We start from the raw sequence: 14,141 nt of genomic DNA, 5'->3' as shown, positions 1-14,141 counted from the left end.
GCTCGTGGACCGGTCTTTCCCCGATCAGCCCGCGTTCGCGGCCTTCACCAGCGCGTCCTTGTCGACCGCGCCGACGTAGACCTTGCCGTCGTCGGTGATCAGGGCGTTGATCAGGCGGGTCTTGAAGACCGTGCCCGAGCCGAACTTTCCGCTGACCTTGTCGCCGAGCGAGTCGAGGAATCCGCCGAACTGGCCGCCGACCTCGGAGCCGGACGGGACGCCCTTGCCGCCGGTGTCGAAGGTGGCGATGGAGTCCCAGCCCTCGCCGATGACGTTCATCCCGTCGGGGCCCTCGCCGAGGTCCTTGCCGGGCGTGCCGTGCCTGCCGCCGCCCTTCGGGGCGCCGTCGTCGTGGCTCTTGTCCTCGGTGACCTTCGCGCCCTTGGGCGTCTTGAAGTCGAAGGTCGAGGCGGCGGGCCTGGCGAAGCTGATCTGGGTGAAGCCGGCGTCGATCACGGCGGCGCCGCCGCTCGCCGGGGTCAGCGTGAACTTCAGCGGCAGACCGGTCTTGGAGTCGACGGCGACGGTGATCTGACCGACCGTCGAACCGGCGTCCTTGGGCTTGATGACCAGCCGGTACGCGTCCCGGCCCGCGACCTGCGCGGTGCCCTGGACGGAGACGGAGGTGGTGTCGTCGACCGCCTTGAGGGCGTCCTTGGCGAGCTGATCCGGGGTCGCGGGCGCCTGCTCCTGCTTCTTCCGCGCGCCGGCGCTGTCCTGCGCGGTGGAGTGGTAGACCGAGTTGGACCGGCTGTCGTAGCCCCAGACGTCCTTGCCGTTGTGGATGAGGCTGTACTCCGCGGCGTTCTCCAGCAGGGACAGCTTCTGCCGGTCCGGGCCGTCGGCCGCGACGCGCACGGTGTGCGTGCCCGTGGCGAGTTCGGTGAGCTTGGCGGAGGGGTCGGCGGACGAACCGTCACCGGACCCGCCGGCCGCGCCGGAGGTCAGGCTGGACTCCAGCCCGCCGAGGTCGGGCAGACCGAGGTCGGTGCTGATCTTCACCGTGCCGGACATCTGCTGCACGTCCGACTTGGCGATCTTCTCGATGAGCTGCTGTGCGCTGATCTTCGGCAGGTTCGGGTCGCCCGAGTCCGCGAGCGCGGGGACGAGCCCGATGGTCGCAGCGGCCACCCCCACCACCGCGACCGGGACGACGTACCGGGCGGCCTTGCGCCGTCCGGCGCGCAGGTCGTCGGCCTCGTCGGCGCTCGTGCTGTCGTCGGATTCGTACGGTGCCATCTGTGCGCTACCTCCGTCGTCGGCGGCGGCTTCCAACTCCCGTGCATCCACCCCGTAGCCGCCATTCTCACCCGAATCGGTGAGGAGTGGTGTTTTCCGTGGTTTCCAGTTGACCAAATCGGCCGGGAGGAAGCGTCAGACCGCGGAGGCAACTGTGTGTACTCCTGGGGTATGACACGAGCGGGCGGCGCCTCCCCCGACCCGTAGGGGTCGTGGCACGGGAGGGCACCGCCCGGACGCGGTCGGCGTCGGCTTCGTGTCGGCTCTGCGGGAACGTCCGCGTCAGCCCTGCAGGAAGACGTAGTCGGCCCGGTACGGCACGCCCACGACGGTGCCGGGTTCGCAGGAACCGGACGGGGCGACGCCGCCGACGGTGTTGAGCCGCAGGATCTCCGTGGTGCCGGCGAGCAGGCCGTGCCGGCTGCCGGACCCGGTGGCCTTGAGGTCGAGTTCGGGGATGTTGCCGTCGCCGTTCGGTGTCTTGGACAGGACGGCCCCGGTGACGGCGCTGCCGTCGGGCGCGACCCACTGCGGCGTACCGGAGTTGGGTGCCACGAAGGAGTGGCGGATGCCGCTTTCGAGCAGGGCGTTGACGTCGCGTTGGGCGTAGGCGTGGCCGCCGGCGTCGGTGGGCTTGCACTCGTAGATCTGCCGGCCCTTGATCACCGAGGCGCGGAAGTTGTCGAGGGCGTCGCGGAAGTCGAAGGCGGCGACGGTGAGTCGGTGGAGGCGGCCGCGGACGGCTCCACCGGGGAACTCGGCGGTGTGCAGGTTGGCGTAGAACGAACCGGGGTCGTTCTTCAGCGCGTCGAGCAGCGCCGGGTCCTCCACCTTCACGGTGCCGGTGACGCTGTGCCGCCTGCTGTGCTTCAGCAGCCCGCTGAATTCGATCTTCACGTCCCCGTTGGTGCCCTTGGCGCCCTGGTGGATGTGGAGCGCGGTCGGCCTGCCGGTGCCGCGCCAGGTGACGGCGACGGACACCCGGTCACCGTCGATCTCGATGAACTCGAGAGCGGCGCCGTCCTTGTCCCCCACGGCCGGGCCGCCCGGTACGGGCACCTCGTTGGCGCCGCGCAGACTGGTGGCGAGGAGGGTCACCCCCGTGCCGGTGCCGTCGTCGCCTCCGGCGGCGGAGGCGGGGGTCGCCCCGGCGGCGACGCCACCGAGGGCGGCCACCGTGACAGCGGTCGTGATCAGGCTCTTGCCGCGCTTCGACAACGTCGCGTGAACGCGCATGATTCTGTTTTCTCCCCGCAGACCGGCCGGCACCGCCTGCGCCGGCCTTCTGGCCATGCGTACGGCGGGAGTGCAGGCGGGGCTCAGCCCACCCATATGACGTACGTCACACCGAATGGCCCCGATGACGGGGCCAGCGGGAGGAGATCAGCTCACTCCGGGAGGGAATCAACCCGCCCGGTGCACCACGGCGTCGCACATCTCCATGAGCGCCACCTTGGCGTCGCACTCCTTCAGCGGAGCCAGCGCCGACCGGGCGTCCTCCGCGTACCGCACGGTGTCCCGGCGCGCCTGCTCCAGCGCGGGGTGCGCCCGCAGCCCGGCCAGCGCCCGGGCGTGCCGGTCGTCGTCGCTCAGGTCGGAGTCCAGCAGCTCGCACAGCGCGAGGTCCTCGGCCAGCCCGAGCCGCTTCGCCCGCTCGCGCAGCCGCAGCACAGGCAGCGTCGGGATGCCCTCCCGCAGGTCCGTGCCGGGGGTCTTGCCCGACTCGTGCGAGTCGGAGGCGATGTCCAGGACGTCGTCGGCGAGCTGGAAGGCGACGCCCAGCCGCTCCCCGTACTGGGTCAGCACGTCGACGACCGTCTCGTCGGCACCCGACATCATCGCGCCGAACCGGCACGACACGGCCACCAGCGACCCCGTCTTGCCGCTGAGCACGTCCAGGTAGTGCTCGACCGGGTCCCGGCCGTCCTGCGGCCCCGCCGTCTCCAGGATCTGCCCGGTGACCAGCCGCTCGAACGCCTCGGCCTGCACCCGCACCGCCTCCGGACCGAGGTCGGCCAGGATGTGGGAGGCGCGCGCGAACAGGAAGTCGCCGGTCAGGACCGCCACCGAGTTGCCCCAGCGGGTGTTCGCGCTGTCGACCCCGCGGCGCACGGCCGCCTCGTCCATGACGTCGTCGTGGTAGAGGGTCGCGAGGTGGGTCAGCTCCACCACCACGGCCGACGGCACCACGCCGGGCGCGTACGGGTCGCCGAACTGGGCGGCGAGCATCACCAGCAGGGGACGGAAGCGCTTTCCACCAGCCCTCACCAGGTGCTGGGCGGCCTCCGTGATGAAGGGGACCTCACTCTTGGTGGCTTCGAGCAGGCCCTCCTCGACGGCCACCAATCCGGCCTGGACATCGGCTTCCAGAGCCTGGTCCCGCACGCTCAGCCCGAACGGCCCGACGACGGTCACGAGGGGTCTCCTGTCTGCTGGTGTCTACTGGCTGGTTACGCGGTTTGTCGATAGGTCGCTGCCATCACTCAAGTCAGCGTATCCGGTCGCCTTTCGATCACCCATGCCGCCCGCCCGTCCAGCAGGGGCGGTATGGGATCACGCCCGGTATGTTTCTGATCACCTCATAACAATGCATTTTTCCTGACTTGCCCCGCGAGTGCACTGCCCTTCCGGCACGCCCGGCCGGACGGCATGGACATGGCGGCCACCCGGGGCCGGTGCGCGACCCGCGCGACACACGCACCGGAGCCATCCGGAGCGAGAGGGAACCCGGAGCGAGCAGCTTCCCATCAGCCGCCCATTGACTATGAGTTGGGCTCATTGCCCGATTTGACGCGCTTGTCGACACCCGTGACTTGGCTCACGCGACGCCAAGATCCACATTCCGGGCGAATTCGGCCGATCCGCCTTCCCGGAAAAGCCAGTTGAAGCTTGGCAAGCGCAAAGGATCAAGCACCCCAAAGCCCCCACACCGAGGTCAAGCGGCCCGATGTGTGACTCCGCCACTTGTTCCGGACATGTGCTCTCGCATACGTTCCCGCCGTGCCGGGCGGACGCCTAATCCTGCCGCCGCCCGTTCTCCACCATCGACCAACTCACACGCACGGCAGGAGCGGGGGAACCAGGTAAGCCGCCGGACGGGCGTCCAAGGACGCCCTCACCGGCTTGGGGTGAAGTCGTGCCGCCGTAGGGCGGCGCGGCCGGGCAACTCCCGCCCGAACCCGACAGCTCACCTCGCAGGCGACGGAGAGGAAACCCGCCATGCCCGCAACCGCTCGCCACCGCCTCACCAAGCGCTCCCGCCTGGTCCGCAAGCTCGCCGTCGTCGGAACGGGCGCCGCCGTGCTCGCCCTTCCGGTCATCGGCGCGACCAGCGCCTCCGCGGCGACCGACAGCGTCGTCACCGCGTCCTCGCTCGGCTACAGCAACAACCTCGACGGCTGGATCCGGGCGTCCCTGCAGGTCATGGCCCAGCACGGCATCCCCGGCACCTACGACGGCATCTACCGCAACGTCATCCGCGAGTCCTCGGGCAACCCCTACGCCATCAACAACTGGGACTCCAACGCCCTGGCCGGCACCCCCTCCAAGGGCCTGCTGCAGGTGATCGACCCGACGTTCGCCGCCTACCACGTCGCGGGCACGTCGTACGACCCCTACGACCCGGTCGCCAACATCACCGCCGCCTGCAACTACGCGTACCAGCGCTACGGCTCCATCGACAACGTCTACGGCGCCTACTAGGCCGGCACAGCCGAAGGTCCGTCAGGGCCTAGGCCTGCGCGAACAACCGCTCGAGGACGACGGCGATGCCGTCGTCCTCGTTCGACAGGGTGACCTCGTCGGCCACCGCCTTCAGTTCGGGATGGGCGTTGGCCATGGCGATGCCCCGGGCGGCCCAGTCGAACATCGGGATGTCGTTGGGCATGTCCCCGAACGCGAGGGTCTGCCGCGGTCCCAGGCCGAGGTGTTCGGCGGCCAGCGCCAGGCCCGTCGCCTTGGTGATGCCGCATGGCTGGAGTTCGACGGTCCCGGGCCCCGACATGGTGACGGTGGCCAGGGAACCGACCACCGACCGCGCCGTCGCCGCCAACTCGTCGTCGGACAGGTCGGGATGGCGCAGCAGCACCTTGCTGATCGGCTCGCACCACAGGTCGTCGCGCCGGCCGACGCGTACGGCGGGCAGGGTCGGGTGCGGCATCAGGTACCCGGGCTCGATGAGCGTGAGCCCGTCGACGCCGTCCTGGTCGACGGCCGCGTACACCTCGCCCACCTCGGCCTCGATCTTGCCGAGGGCCGTCTCGGCCAGCTCCCGGTCCAGCGTGACGGACCACAGCAGACGGTCCGCGCCGACGTCGTACACCTGCGCGCCCTGCCCGCACACCGCGAGCCCCGTGCTGCCCAGGTCGTCCAGGAGCGGCCGCACCCTGGGGGCGGGGCGGCCGGTCACCACGAGGTGCCGGGCGCCGGACTCCGCCACGCGCGCGAGGGCGGCGAGAGACCGGTCGGAGAGCGTGTCGTCGCCTCGCAGAAGGGTGCCGTCCAGGTCGGTGGCGATGAGTGCATATGCGGTGGGTGCGGCCATGATCAGAGAATACGGACAGGACGCACCGCCGACTCATCTCGAACCGGACGACCGCCCCGTTCACCGGCGTCACACCGTCAACTCCCGTACCGGCCCCGGATTTTGATCACCTCCCGTGACCGTGGGCCATGGGGCCCGGCCAGCGCCGGACCCCTTCGACCGTGTCCGTCACGCTCTCAACCGTGCGCCGCCGCAAGGTGCTTGGCGAGCCGCGGCGAGGCGAACTCCGTACCGCACACGAACCGCATCACCGGCCCGTACGAGGCCGCGGCCGGCAGGCCGGTGAAGTACAGGCCCGGTACCGAGGACACGTATCCGGCGCCCAGCCTGGGCGCGCCGCGGCTGACGGCGAGACGGGTGCGCAGTTCGTGGCCGAGGAAGTCCATGGCCGCGATGTCCACCCGGTAGCCGGTCGCCGCGATGACGTGGTCGGCGGCCAGCGTGTCCGTCCGGCCGTCGAGCGTGCGGACCGTCAGCACCGGGCCGCCACCGTCCGCCTCCGTGCGCACGATCTGCTCGACCTCGCTGACCTGCACCTTGCCCTCGAAGCGGTCGCGCAGCCACCAGGCTCCGAGCGGGCCGAGGACGCTGCGGACCAGGTAGTGGCGGGTCCGGGCGGGCAGATAGCGGTAGGGCTGCGGGTAGTAGCTGAACGCCCACAGGGACCAGGCGCGGCCGAAGGGCGACTCGGGGCGCAGCCTCGGCTGCTTCCAGGGCGGTGCGCCGAAGTCGACCTTGCCGCGCCCGCGGGAGACCACCCGTACCTGCGCGCCCGCCTCGGCCGCCAGCGCCGCCGTCTCCAGCGCGGACTGGCCCGCGCCGACGACGATCAGGTCCTTGCCGGAGTAGCGCGTGAGGTCGTGGTGCTGTGAACTGTGGGAGACCGGGCCGGTGGGGGCCGGGCCGTCCGCGGCGGCCGTGGCGAGTTCCGCAGGCAGGTAGGACAGGCCGGACAGCCCGGTCGCCACGACGACCGCGCGGGCGGTGAACAACTCGCCCGAGTCCAGCTTCAGTTCGAAGCCGCCTCCGTCGCGCCGGTCCACCGAGACCACCCGCACCCGCTCCAGCTCGGGCACCAGCTTCTGCTGGAACCACTCGCCGTAGGCGATGAAGGTCTCGACGGGGATGATGTCCTCGTCCGTCACCAGCCGCCTGATGCCGGCGGCCTCGCAGTAGTCGGCAAGGGTGTGGCCCTGCTGCGGGGCGTCGAAGCTGGAGGCGGCCGGCGTCGACTTCAGGAGCATTCCGGCGGGCATGTGGTCGCGCCAGCTGACCATGGGCTCGCCGAACACGCGCACCGGGATGCCCCGGGCGCGCAGATGGGCGGCGGTCGACAGGCCGAAGGGCCCGGCGCCGATGACTGCAACCGGTTGAGTCACGAAGTCCCTCCCCAGGACGTTCACTTTCGTCACTTCGTGTCCGGTTCGGACAGCCGGCGCGCTGGCTAGCTGCTCGAACTGGTGGTGCCGCCGCGGCGGTTGGTCCGCCACAGCTGATACAGGTGCTTCGCGCCCGGCCGCACGAAGCGCGCGAGCATCGTGAGGAACGGCAGCGGGTCGTCACCCGCGAGCCAGGCCAGCTCCGTCCCGCTCGCGCGCGCCGGTGCGTGCGGCGTCGTGTAGCCGCTGCGGCGGTAGGCGAGCAGGGCGGGCAGGTCGATGTTCTCCACGATGTACCGGTGGCCGGCCCGCTGTTCCCCCTCCGGGACGGGGCGTCCGGTCAGATCGAGGTGCATGGCGCGTACGACGTCCACCGCCGACTCGTTCTCGAAGAGCCGGAACTGGGCGCCCATGCGGGGGTTGAAGTCGAGGAGCTTGTACTGTCCGTCGCGCCGGTCGAAGCGCAGGTCGAGGTCGATGACGCCGCTGAAGCCGATCTCTTTGATGAAACGCGCGGCGATGTCGGCGAGTTCCGGGTTGTCGACGACGTACGCGTTCGCCGTCATGCCCGCGTGCGGGGGCCAGGAGCGGACCTTCACACCCGTGAACATGGCGAGCGGTGTGGAGTTCCGGTCGAAGTAGGCGTGCACGATCCAGTCCTCGGCGTCCTCCCTGGGCAGGTACTCCTGCAGGATCACGCCGGGGCGCTGGCCCCAGTCGCGGGCCAGGCGCAGCAGGCCCTCCCGGGTGGCGATCCTCGTCGTGCCGTTGACCGCCGGCCGGGTGCGCCGCAGGAACGCCTCGCGGTTCTTGGCCACCACCGGGAAGCGGGCCTTCTCGGCGAAGGCGACGATGTCGTCGTAGGACTGCGGGAACGCGGTCGTCGGGCTCGCGATGCCGTGTTCCACGCACAGTTCGTGCAGGCCCTGTTTGCTGGCGAGACGGCGTGGCAGGGCCGGGTCCACGCGCGGGAAGAGGAAGCGGCCCGCGAGCACGTCCTGGTGTTCCGCGATCAGGACGGCGGCCTCCTCGTCGGTGGGGAGGAGGACGGCGGGGCGGCCGATGCGGCGCCCGATCCGCAGCAGGCCTTCGACCAGGTGGGCGGGGTCCTCCGTGCCGGTGGTCGGCCAGACGAAGGACTTCTTCAGATAGCGTGAGGAGGCGGCGGGCGTGTAGGGGTCCTCGGTGATCGCGTACATGGGCACGCCGAGGCGCCCCAGGCTGCGGATCGCGCCCACTCCGCCGTGGTGCAGCGGGTAGTCGCCGAACTTGACGATCAGGCCCGGCACGGCGCGGTCGGCCTCGAAAGGCACACTGCTCGTGCTCCTGGCCACGGGTCCCCCCACGTGTCCCCCCTACGGACCGGACCCACCCCGTCCGTGTCCCCCAAAGGACGCTAAGCCGGAATTGGGGGCTCCGACAAGGCCAATTCGGACATTGCAAACTCTTTAGACACTGCCCAGGGCGGGCGACTCGGCCGTAACGTGTGGCGCGACCGCACGTCGGTGTGCGGTTCTTGGCTCGTGACACAGGTGAGAGTGAGGCAGCACCCCATGCCCCCCTTCGATGTCCCCGAGGGCGACCCCTTCGGCCCGCACAACCTCCCCTACGGCGTGTTCTCGCTCGCGGCCGACGGCGAGCGGACCGTCGGCGTCCGGCTCGGCGACCATGTCCTGGACGCGGGCGCGGCCGCCCGGGCGCTCGGCTCGCCGTACGCGCCCCTGCTCGCGCAACCGACCCTGAACGCGCTCCTGTCCGCCGGGCGCACCACCTGGTCGGACGTACGCCGTGCGCTGACGGCGTGGGTGACGGTGCACCGGGAGACGATCGCCGAGCACTTCCACCCGCTGTCGTCGGTGACGCTCCACCTCCCCTTCGAGGTCGCGGACTACGTCGACTTCTACTCCTCGGAGCACCACGCGCGGAACGTCGGCCAGATCTTCCGCCCGGACGCGGCGGACTCACTGACGCCGAACTGGAAGCACCTGCCGATCGGGTACCACGGACGGTCGGGGACGGTGGTCGTCTCGGGCACCGATGTCGTGCGGCCCTCCGGCCAGCGGAAGGCTCCGGGGGACGCCGAGCCGGTCTTCGGGCCGTCGGTCCGCCTCGACATCGAGGCGGAGGTGGGCTTCGTGGTGGGCGTGCCCTCCGCCATGGGAACGTCCGTTGGACTCACGGAGTTCCCCGAGCACGTCTTCGGGCTGTGCCTGCTCAACGACTGGTCGGCGCGGGACATCCAGGCCTGGGAGTACGTCCCCCTCGGCCCGTTCCTCGGCAAGTCGTTCGCCACGTCGGTGTCGGCGTGGGTCACGCCCCTTGACGCGCTCGACCACGCGCGCGTGGCACCGCCGGAGCGCACGCACGCGCTGCTGCCGTACCTCGACGACACCGGCTCCTCCGGTACGGCGGTGGAGCCCAGCGGATACGACCTGCGGATCTCCGTCGCCGTCAACGGGCACGTCGTCTCCGAGCCGCCCTTCTCCACCATGTACTGGACGGCCGCCCAGCAGCTGGCCCAGATGACGGTCAACGGCGCCTCGCTGCGCACCGGCGACCTGTACGGCTCGGGCACGGTCAGCGGCCCGGAGGCCGGGCAGCGCGGGTCCCTGCTGGAACTGACCTGGAACGGACGGGACCCGCTGGAACTTCCGGAGGGCAAGCGGACGTTCCTGGAGGACGGGGACGTGGTGACGCTCTCGGCGTGGGCGCCGGGGCCGAGCGGGGTCCGGGTGGGGCTCGGCGAGGTCTCTGGGCGGATCGTCGCGGGGTGAGCGGGAGTTGAGGGCAGGGAGCCGGCCGGCGGTCGTTGCCGCGTGACCGGGGATGCACGTGACGTAGTGGGTCTTCCGCGTCTCCTGACTCCCGCCCCCTTCGCCGTCATACTGGCGGCGGGCGACTCGTGCGCCGGGCCCACCGGACAGACGGGCCCTGCGCCGGCCGCCCCGCCCTCGCCCCTTTCCTTCGATCAGGAACCGGAGCCCGCGGCATGACCTACTGCCTGCTCCTGCTGACCGTCGTCGCCCTGACGGCCGCCGTGCCGGTGCCGCGCGCCCTGGTGCGGGCGGCCTGGCCCGAGCGGGAGCCCGTCGTCGCCCTGTGGGTGTGGCAGTGCCTGGTCGCCACGGTCCTGCTGTGCTGCCTGACGGCGCTGACGCTGGGCGCGGCCGCCGTCTTCGGCACGGTGCGCGCCCAGCTCTTCGCGCCCGCGCCGCCGGCGGTGACCGCGGCGTACGACCTGTCCGCCGCGCCCGTCTGGGCAGCCGCCCTCACCCTGCTGCTGGCCTGCGGGGCCGCCTGGAGCACCGCGATGCTCACCCGCGAGTTCGTCGAGGCGCGGCGGCGGCGCGGCGTGACCCGGGCGCATCTGCGCGAGCGGGCGCCGGAGCTGCCCGCCGGACTGGAGGCGGTGGCGCGCGGTCCGCTGCTGGTGCTGGAGGACGAGTATCCGGACGCCTGGTGGATGCCGGGCAACCCGGCACAGCTGGTCGTCACGACGGGCGCCCTGCACCGGCTGACCGACCACCAACTAGACGCCGTACTGACGCACGAGCAGGACCACGCGCGGGCCCACCACGACTGGCTGCTGCATCTGTCGACGGCGCTGGCCACGGGTTTCCCCCGGGTGCCGTTGTTCGCCCACTTCTGCGACCAGACGCACCGGCTGGTCGAGCTGGCCGCCGACGACACGGCGTCACGGCGGTGCGGGCACCTGACGACCGCGCTGGCGCTGATCGAGCTGAACCAGCACCGGGGCGTACTGTCCTGCTCCTCCAGCCACCGTCTGCTCGGCGAGCGCGTGGACCGGCTGCTGCAGCCGCCGCGCAGGCTGGGCCGCCGCCACCGGGCGCTCACGGCGACCGTCGCCGCGCTGGTGCCGTTGCTGCCGCTGCTGATCGTCTTCGGCCCCGGGCTGACGGCGCTGGCCTGACCCGCGTCGGGCTGCCGTCGCCCTGGCGGGCCGGAGTTGCGCCGACCAGGGCGGGCCGTTCCGCCGGTCCCCGGCGCTGCACCGGTCTCGCGCCGAGGAACCCTGTGACCAGCCCCCGCACCAGGGCGAGGCCCAGCGCGGACCACACCTCGGCTGGCAGGAACGCATTCGCGGCCGCCGCCCCGGGCGCGCCGGAGTTCCGCCGTCCCGCGGCGCGACGGGATCCAGCCCCGGGCGTGCCCGGTCCGCCCCTACATCCAGTCGTCCGGCTCCGGCTCCTCCTCCATCTCGGGCCAGTCGTCCTCGGCGCTCGGACCGGTGTCCGCCGCGGGCGCCGCGCCGGGCGCCCCGCCCAGCGAGGCCAGCACCGCCAGCACCCCCTCGCCGTACGTCACCAGCTTCTTCTCGCCGACGCCGCTGATGCCGCCCAGCTGTTGCACGGAGGTCGGCCAGGCCGTGGCGATCTCCCGGAGCGTGGCGTCGTGGAAGATGACGTAGGCCGGGACGCCCTGCTCCCTGGCCTGCTCGGCCCGCCAGGCGCGCAGCGCCTCGAAGGCCGGCTGGAGGGCCTCGGGAAGCTCGGCCGCGGCAGCCTTGGCCTTGGAGCCCTTCGCGGAGGACGCCGAGCGTGAGGTCACCGGCTTCTTCGGCTCCTTGCGCAGCGGTACCTCCCGCTCGCGCCGCAGCACCGACCCGCTCGCCTCGGTGAGCACGAGCGTGCCGTAGTCGCCCTCGACCGCGAGCAGCCCCTGCGCGAGCAACTGCCTTACGACACCGCGCCACTCGCCCTCGGTGAGGTCCTCGCCGATGCCGAACACGGAGAGCTGGTCGTGGTCGAACTGGATGACCTTGGCCGTGCGCCTGCCCAGCAGGATGTCGACGATCTGCACGGCGCCGAACTTCTGCCCCCGCTCCCGCTGCAGCCGCACCACCGTGGACAGCACCTTCTGCGCGGCGACCGTGCCGTCCCAGGTCTCGGGCGGTGTGAGGCAGGTGTCGCAGTTGCCGCAGTCCGCCGCATCCGGGTCCTGCCCGAAGTAGGCGAGGAGCTGGCCGCGCCGGCACCGGGCGCTCTCGCACAGCGCCAGCATCGCGTCCAGGTGGGCGGCGGCCCGGCGGCGGAACGCCTCGTCGCCCTCGGACGACTGGATCATCTTGCGCTGCTGTATGACGTCGTTGAGGCCGTAGGCCATCCAGGCCGTGGAGGGCAGGCCGTCGCGTCCGGCGCGGCCCGTCTCCTGGTAGTAGCCCTCGACCGACTTGGGCAGGTCGAGGTGGGCGACGAAGCGGACGTCCGGCTTGTCGATGCCCATTCCGAAGGCGATGGTCGCGACCACGACCAGGCCTTCCTCGCGCAGGAACCTGGACTGGTGCGCCGCGCGGGTGCCCGCGTCCAGGCCCGCGTGGTAGGGCACCGCCTCGATGCCGTTGCGGGTCAGGAACTCCGCCGTCGCCTCCACCGACTTGCGGGAGAGGCAGTACACGATGCCCGCGTCGCCGGCGTGCTCCTCGCGCAGGAACGCCAGCAGCTGCTTCTTCGGGTCGGCCTTCGGCACGATCCGGTACTGGATGTTGGGCCGGTCGAAGCTGGCCACGAAGTGCCGGGCGGTCGGCATGTGCAGCCGCTGGGTGAGCTCCTCGTGCGTGGCGCGGGTGGCCGTCGCCGTGAGCGCGACGCGCGGTACGTCCGGCCAGCGCTCGCCGAGCAGGGACAGGGCGAGATAGTCCGGGCGGAAGTCGTGGCCCCACTGGGAGACGCAGTGGGCCTCGTCGATCGCGAAGAGGGCGATCTTGCCGCGGGAGAGCAGGTCCAGGGTGGCGTCCAGCCGCAGCCGCTCGGGGGCGAGGTAGAGCAGATCGAGTTCGCCGGCCAGGAATTCGGCCTCGACCACCCGCCGCTCGTCGAAGTCCTGCGTGGAGTTCATGAACCCGGCGCGCACGCCCAGCGCCCGGAGCGCGTCGACCTGGTCCTGCATCAGCGCGATGAGCGGGGAGACCACGATTCCCGTGCCGGGTCTGACCAGGGACGGAATCTGGTAGCACAGCGACTTGCCGCCGCCGGTGGGCATGAGGACGACGGCGTCGCCGCCCGCCACCACGTGCTCGATGACCGCTTCCTGCTCGCCGCGGAAGCTGTCGTACCCGAAGACGCGGTGGAGCGTGGCCAGTGCCTCGCTGTCGCCGTGTGCCACAGGCGTGTGTGCCTCGGTCGTCACAACCGTCCCGCCCATCCCGTGCATCGCTCGTCCCCCGTGCGTCGTCCCTCGACCACTGCCTCCACGATAGGGGCCCGGACTGACAGCGCCGGAGTTGTCCACAGGCCGGCGCCGGGCGATCGGCGCTCAGCCCAATGGCCCGCGTCGCGTGACACCGCCGTACCGGCCGGGACATGCTGCTCGGGCGGGACGGGGGCGGGCCGCGTCTCCCCGGACGGGTGGCCCGCGCGTCCCCCGACCAAGGAGCCGCGTGATGTCCCGTCGGCCCCTCAAGGCCGCCCTCACCGTGGCGGTGGCCGCTGCCTTCTCGCTGGCCGCCGTTCCCGCACAGGCCGCGCCCGACCCCGCCCCCTCCGTGTGGACCGGCGTGGCCGACACCTACGTCGCGACGGCCCGCTACGCCCACGAGGGCTTCGCCAAGGACGGCCGGTACGTCCCCGTCGGCGGGTGCGACGCCGCCGCCGAGGGCGGCGCCGACTACCGCTACGTCAACCTGTCGAATGTCGGTTCACTCGATCCGGGGAAACCGGCGGCTCTGATCTACGCGGACAGGTTCACCGACGAGATCACCGGCATGGACGGCGCCGACGCAGGCCGCAGGCTGGTCGCGGTGGAGTGGATCGTCCAGAACACCGGCCGGACCGCGCCGAAGCTGTTCGGCGAGACCCTCCAGAAGGGCCGGCTCTCCGGCTACTTCACGCTGCGCGCCTGGCTCTACGAGCCCAATGACAACGGGCTGTTCGCCGCGTACAACCCCGAGGTGGCCTGCTGGCGCCTGCCCCGCACATGGGCGGGCCCCGGCTCCCTCTCCGGGAACCGGGGCCCGCCGTGAC

The 14,141-nt window shown here is 71.7% G+C and carries 11 protein-coding genes and 1 riboswitch; of the genes, 4 read left to right on the top strand and 7 right to left on the bottom strand.

What is annotated here, in order from left to right; genetic code table 11:
• Nucleotides 1–24: 24 nt before the first annotated feature.
• The 3 genes from FBY22_RS00135 to FBY22_RS00125 form a co-directional block, all read right to left on the bottom strand.
• Nucleotides 25–1,239, bottom strand: coding sequence for a sigma-E factor regulatory protein RseB domain-containing protein (locus FBY22_RS00135; RefSeq protein WP_142141866.1), 1,215 nt, complete (start codon nt 1,237–1,239; stop codon nt 25–27).
• A gap of 282 nt (nt 1,240–1,521) precedes the next feature.
• The gene (locus tag FBY22_RS00130) at nt 1,522–2,475 is read right to left on the bottom strand and encodes a CHRD domain-containing protein (protein ID WP_142141865.1); all 954 of its coding nucleotides are present in this window, start codon (nt 2,473–2,475) and stop codon (nt 1,522–1,524) included.
• Nucleotides 2,476–2,643: 168 nt separating this feature from the next.
• Nucleotides 2,644–3,654, bottom strand: coding sequence for a polyprenyl synthetase family protein (locus tag FBY22_RS00125; protein ID WP_142141864.1), 1,011 nt, complete (start codon nt 3,652–3,654; stop codon nt 2,644–2,646).
• Nucleotides 3,655–4,274: 620 nt separating this feature from the next.
• Nucleotides 4,275–4,453: riboswitch (cyclic di-AMP (ydaO/yuaA leader) on the top strand.
• Between the two features lie 5 nt (nt 4,454–4,458).
• Between FBY22_RS00125 and FBY22_RS00120 the strand changes: the two genes are divergently transcribed.
• A complete protein-coding gene (locus FBY22_RS00120) occupies nt 4,459–4,941 on the top strand; it encodes a transglycosylase SLT domain-containing protein (protein WP_142141863.1) in 483 nt (160 codons plus the stop codon).
• A 28-nt stretch (nt 4,942–4,969) separates the two neighbouring features.
• Here FBY22_RS00120 and FBY22_RS00115 read toward each other — a convergent pair whose 3' ends face one another.
• The 3 genes from FBY22_RS00115 to FBY22_RS00105 all read right to left on the bottom strand — a co-directional run bounded on the left by FBY22_RS00115 (nt 4,970) and on the right by FBY22_RS00105 (nt 8,474).
• A complete protein-coding gene (locus FBY22_RS00115) occupies nt 4,970–5,782 on the bottom strand; it encodes an HAD family hydrolase (RefSeq protein WP_142141862.1) in 813 nt (270 codons plus the stop codon).
• Between the two features lie 176 nt (nt 5,783–5,958).
• Nucleotides 5,959–7,161 carry an FAD-dependent oxidoreductase gene (locus FBY22_RS00110; RefSeq protein ID WP_142141861.1) on the bottom strand — a complete coding sequence of 401 codons (1,203 nt, stop codon included), beginning with the start codon at nt 7,159–7,161 and terminating at the stop codon, nt 5,959–5,961.
• Nucleotides 7,162–7,226: 65 nt separating this feature from the next.
• Nucleotides 7,227–8,474 (bottom strand): ATP-grasp domain-containing protein, encoded by a 1,248-nt coding sequence (locus FBY22_RS00105; protein ID WP_142141860.1) that lies wholly within the window; start codon nt 8,472–8,474, stop codon nt 7,227–7,229.
• A 240-nt stretch (nt 8,475–8,714) separates the two neighbouring features.
• Here FBY22_RS00105 and fahA point away from each other — a divergent pair, with 240 nt between their 5' ends.
• Both fahA and FBY22_RS00095 read left to right on the top strand, forming a co-directional pair.
• Complete coding sequence (gene fahA / locus FBY22_RS00100) at nt 8,715–9,935, top strand: fumarylacetoacetase (protein ID WP_142141859.1); 1,221 nt, start codon at nt 8,715–8,717, stop codon at nt 9,933–9,935.
• 215 nt (nt 9,936–10,150) lie between these two features.
• Nucleotides 10,151–11,092: a M56 family metallopeptidase gene (locus FBY22_RS00095; protein ID WP_142141858.1), complete on the top strand. Its 942-nt coding sequence runs from the start codon at nt 10,151–10,153 to the stop codon at nt 11,090–11,092.
• A gap of 251 nt (nt 11,093–11,343) precedes the next feature.
• Here the strand turns inward: FBY22_RS00095 and recQ are convergent, their stop codons facing one another.
• Nucleotides 11,344–13,323 carry a DNA helicase RecQ gene (gene recQ / locus FBY22_RS00085; RefSeq protein WP_142141856.1) on the bottom strand — a complete coding sequence of 660 codons (1,980 nt, stop codon included), beginning with the start codon at nt 13,321–13,323 and terminating at the stop codon, nt 11,344–11,346.
• A 238-nt stretch (nt 13,324–13,561) separates the two neighbouring features.
• Between recQ and FBY22_RS00080 the strand changes: the two genes are divergently transcribed.
• The gene (locus tag FBY22_RS00080) at nt 13,562–14,140 is read left to right on the top strand and encodes a hypothetical protein (RefSeq protein WP_142141855.1); all 579 of its coding nucleotides are present in this window, start codon (nt 13,562–13,564) and stop codon (nt 14,138–14,140) included.
• Nucleotide 14,141: the final 1 nt, after the last annotated feature.

The organism is Streptomyces sp. SLBN-31 (assembly GCF_006715395.1).
Classification (GTDB): Bacteria; Actinomycetota; Actinomycetes; order Streptomycetales; family Streptomycetaceae; genus Streptomyces.
This window is presented reverse-complemented; position numbering and strand designations above follow the sequence as displayed.

What these genes read in the sequence shown, in the direction of transcription:
- FBY22_RS00080 (WP_142141855.1), top strand. Translation starts at nt 13,562, where the DNA reads ATGTCCCGTCGGCCCCTCAAGGCCGCCCTCACCGTGGCGGTGGCCGCT.
- recQ (WP_142141856.1), bottom strand. Translation starts at nt 13,323, where the DNA reads ATGGGCGGGACGGTTGTGACGACCGAGGCACACACGCCTGTGGCACAC.
- FBY22_RS00115 (WP_142141862.1), bottom strand. Translation starts at nt 5,782, where the DNA reads ATGGCCGCACCCACCGCATATGCACTCATCGCCACCGACCTGGACGGC.
- FBY22_RS00130 (WP_142141865.1), bottom strand. Translation starts at nt 2,475, where the DNA reads ATGCGCGTTCACGCGACGTTGTCGAAGCGCGGCAAGAGCCTGATCACG.
- FBY22_RS00135 (WP_142141866.1), bottom strand. Translation starts at nt 1,239, where the DNA reads ATGGCACCGTACGAATCCGACGACAGCACGAGCGCCGACGAGGCCGAC.
- fahA (WP_142141859.1), top strand. Translation starts at nt 8,715, where the DNA reads ATGCCCCCCTTCGATGTCCCCGAGGGCGACCCCTTCGGCCCGCACAAC.
- FBY22_RS00095 (WP_142141858.1), top strand. Translation starts at nt 10,151, where the DNA reads ATGACCTACTGCCTGCTCCTGCTGACCGTCGTCGCCCTGACGGCCGCC.
- FBY22_RS00120 (WP_142141863.1), top strand. Translation starts at nt 4,459, where the DNA reads ATGCCCGCAACCGCTCGCCACCGCCTCACCAAGCGCTCCCGCCTGGTC.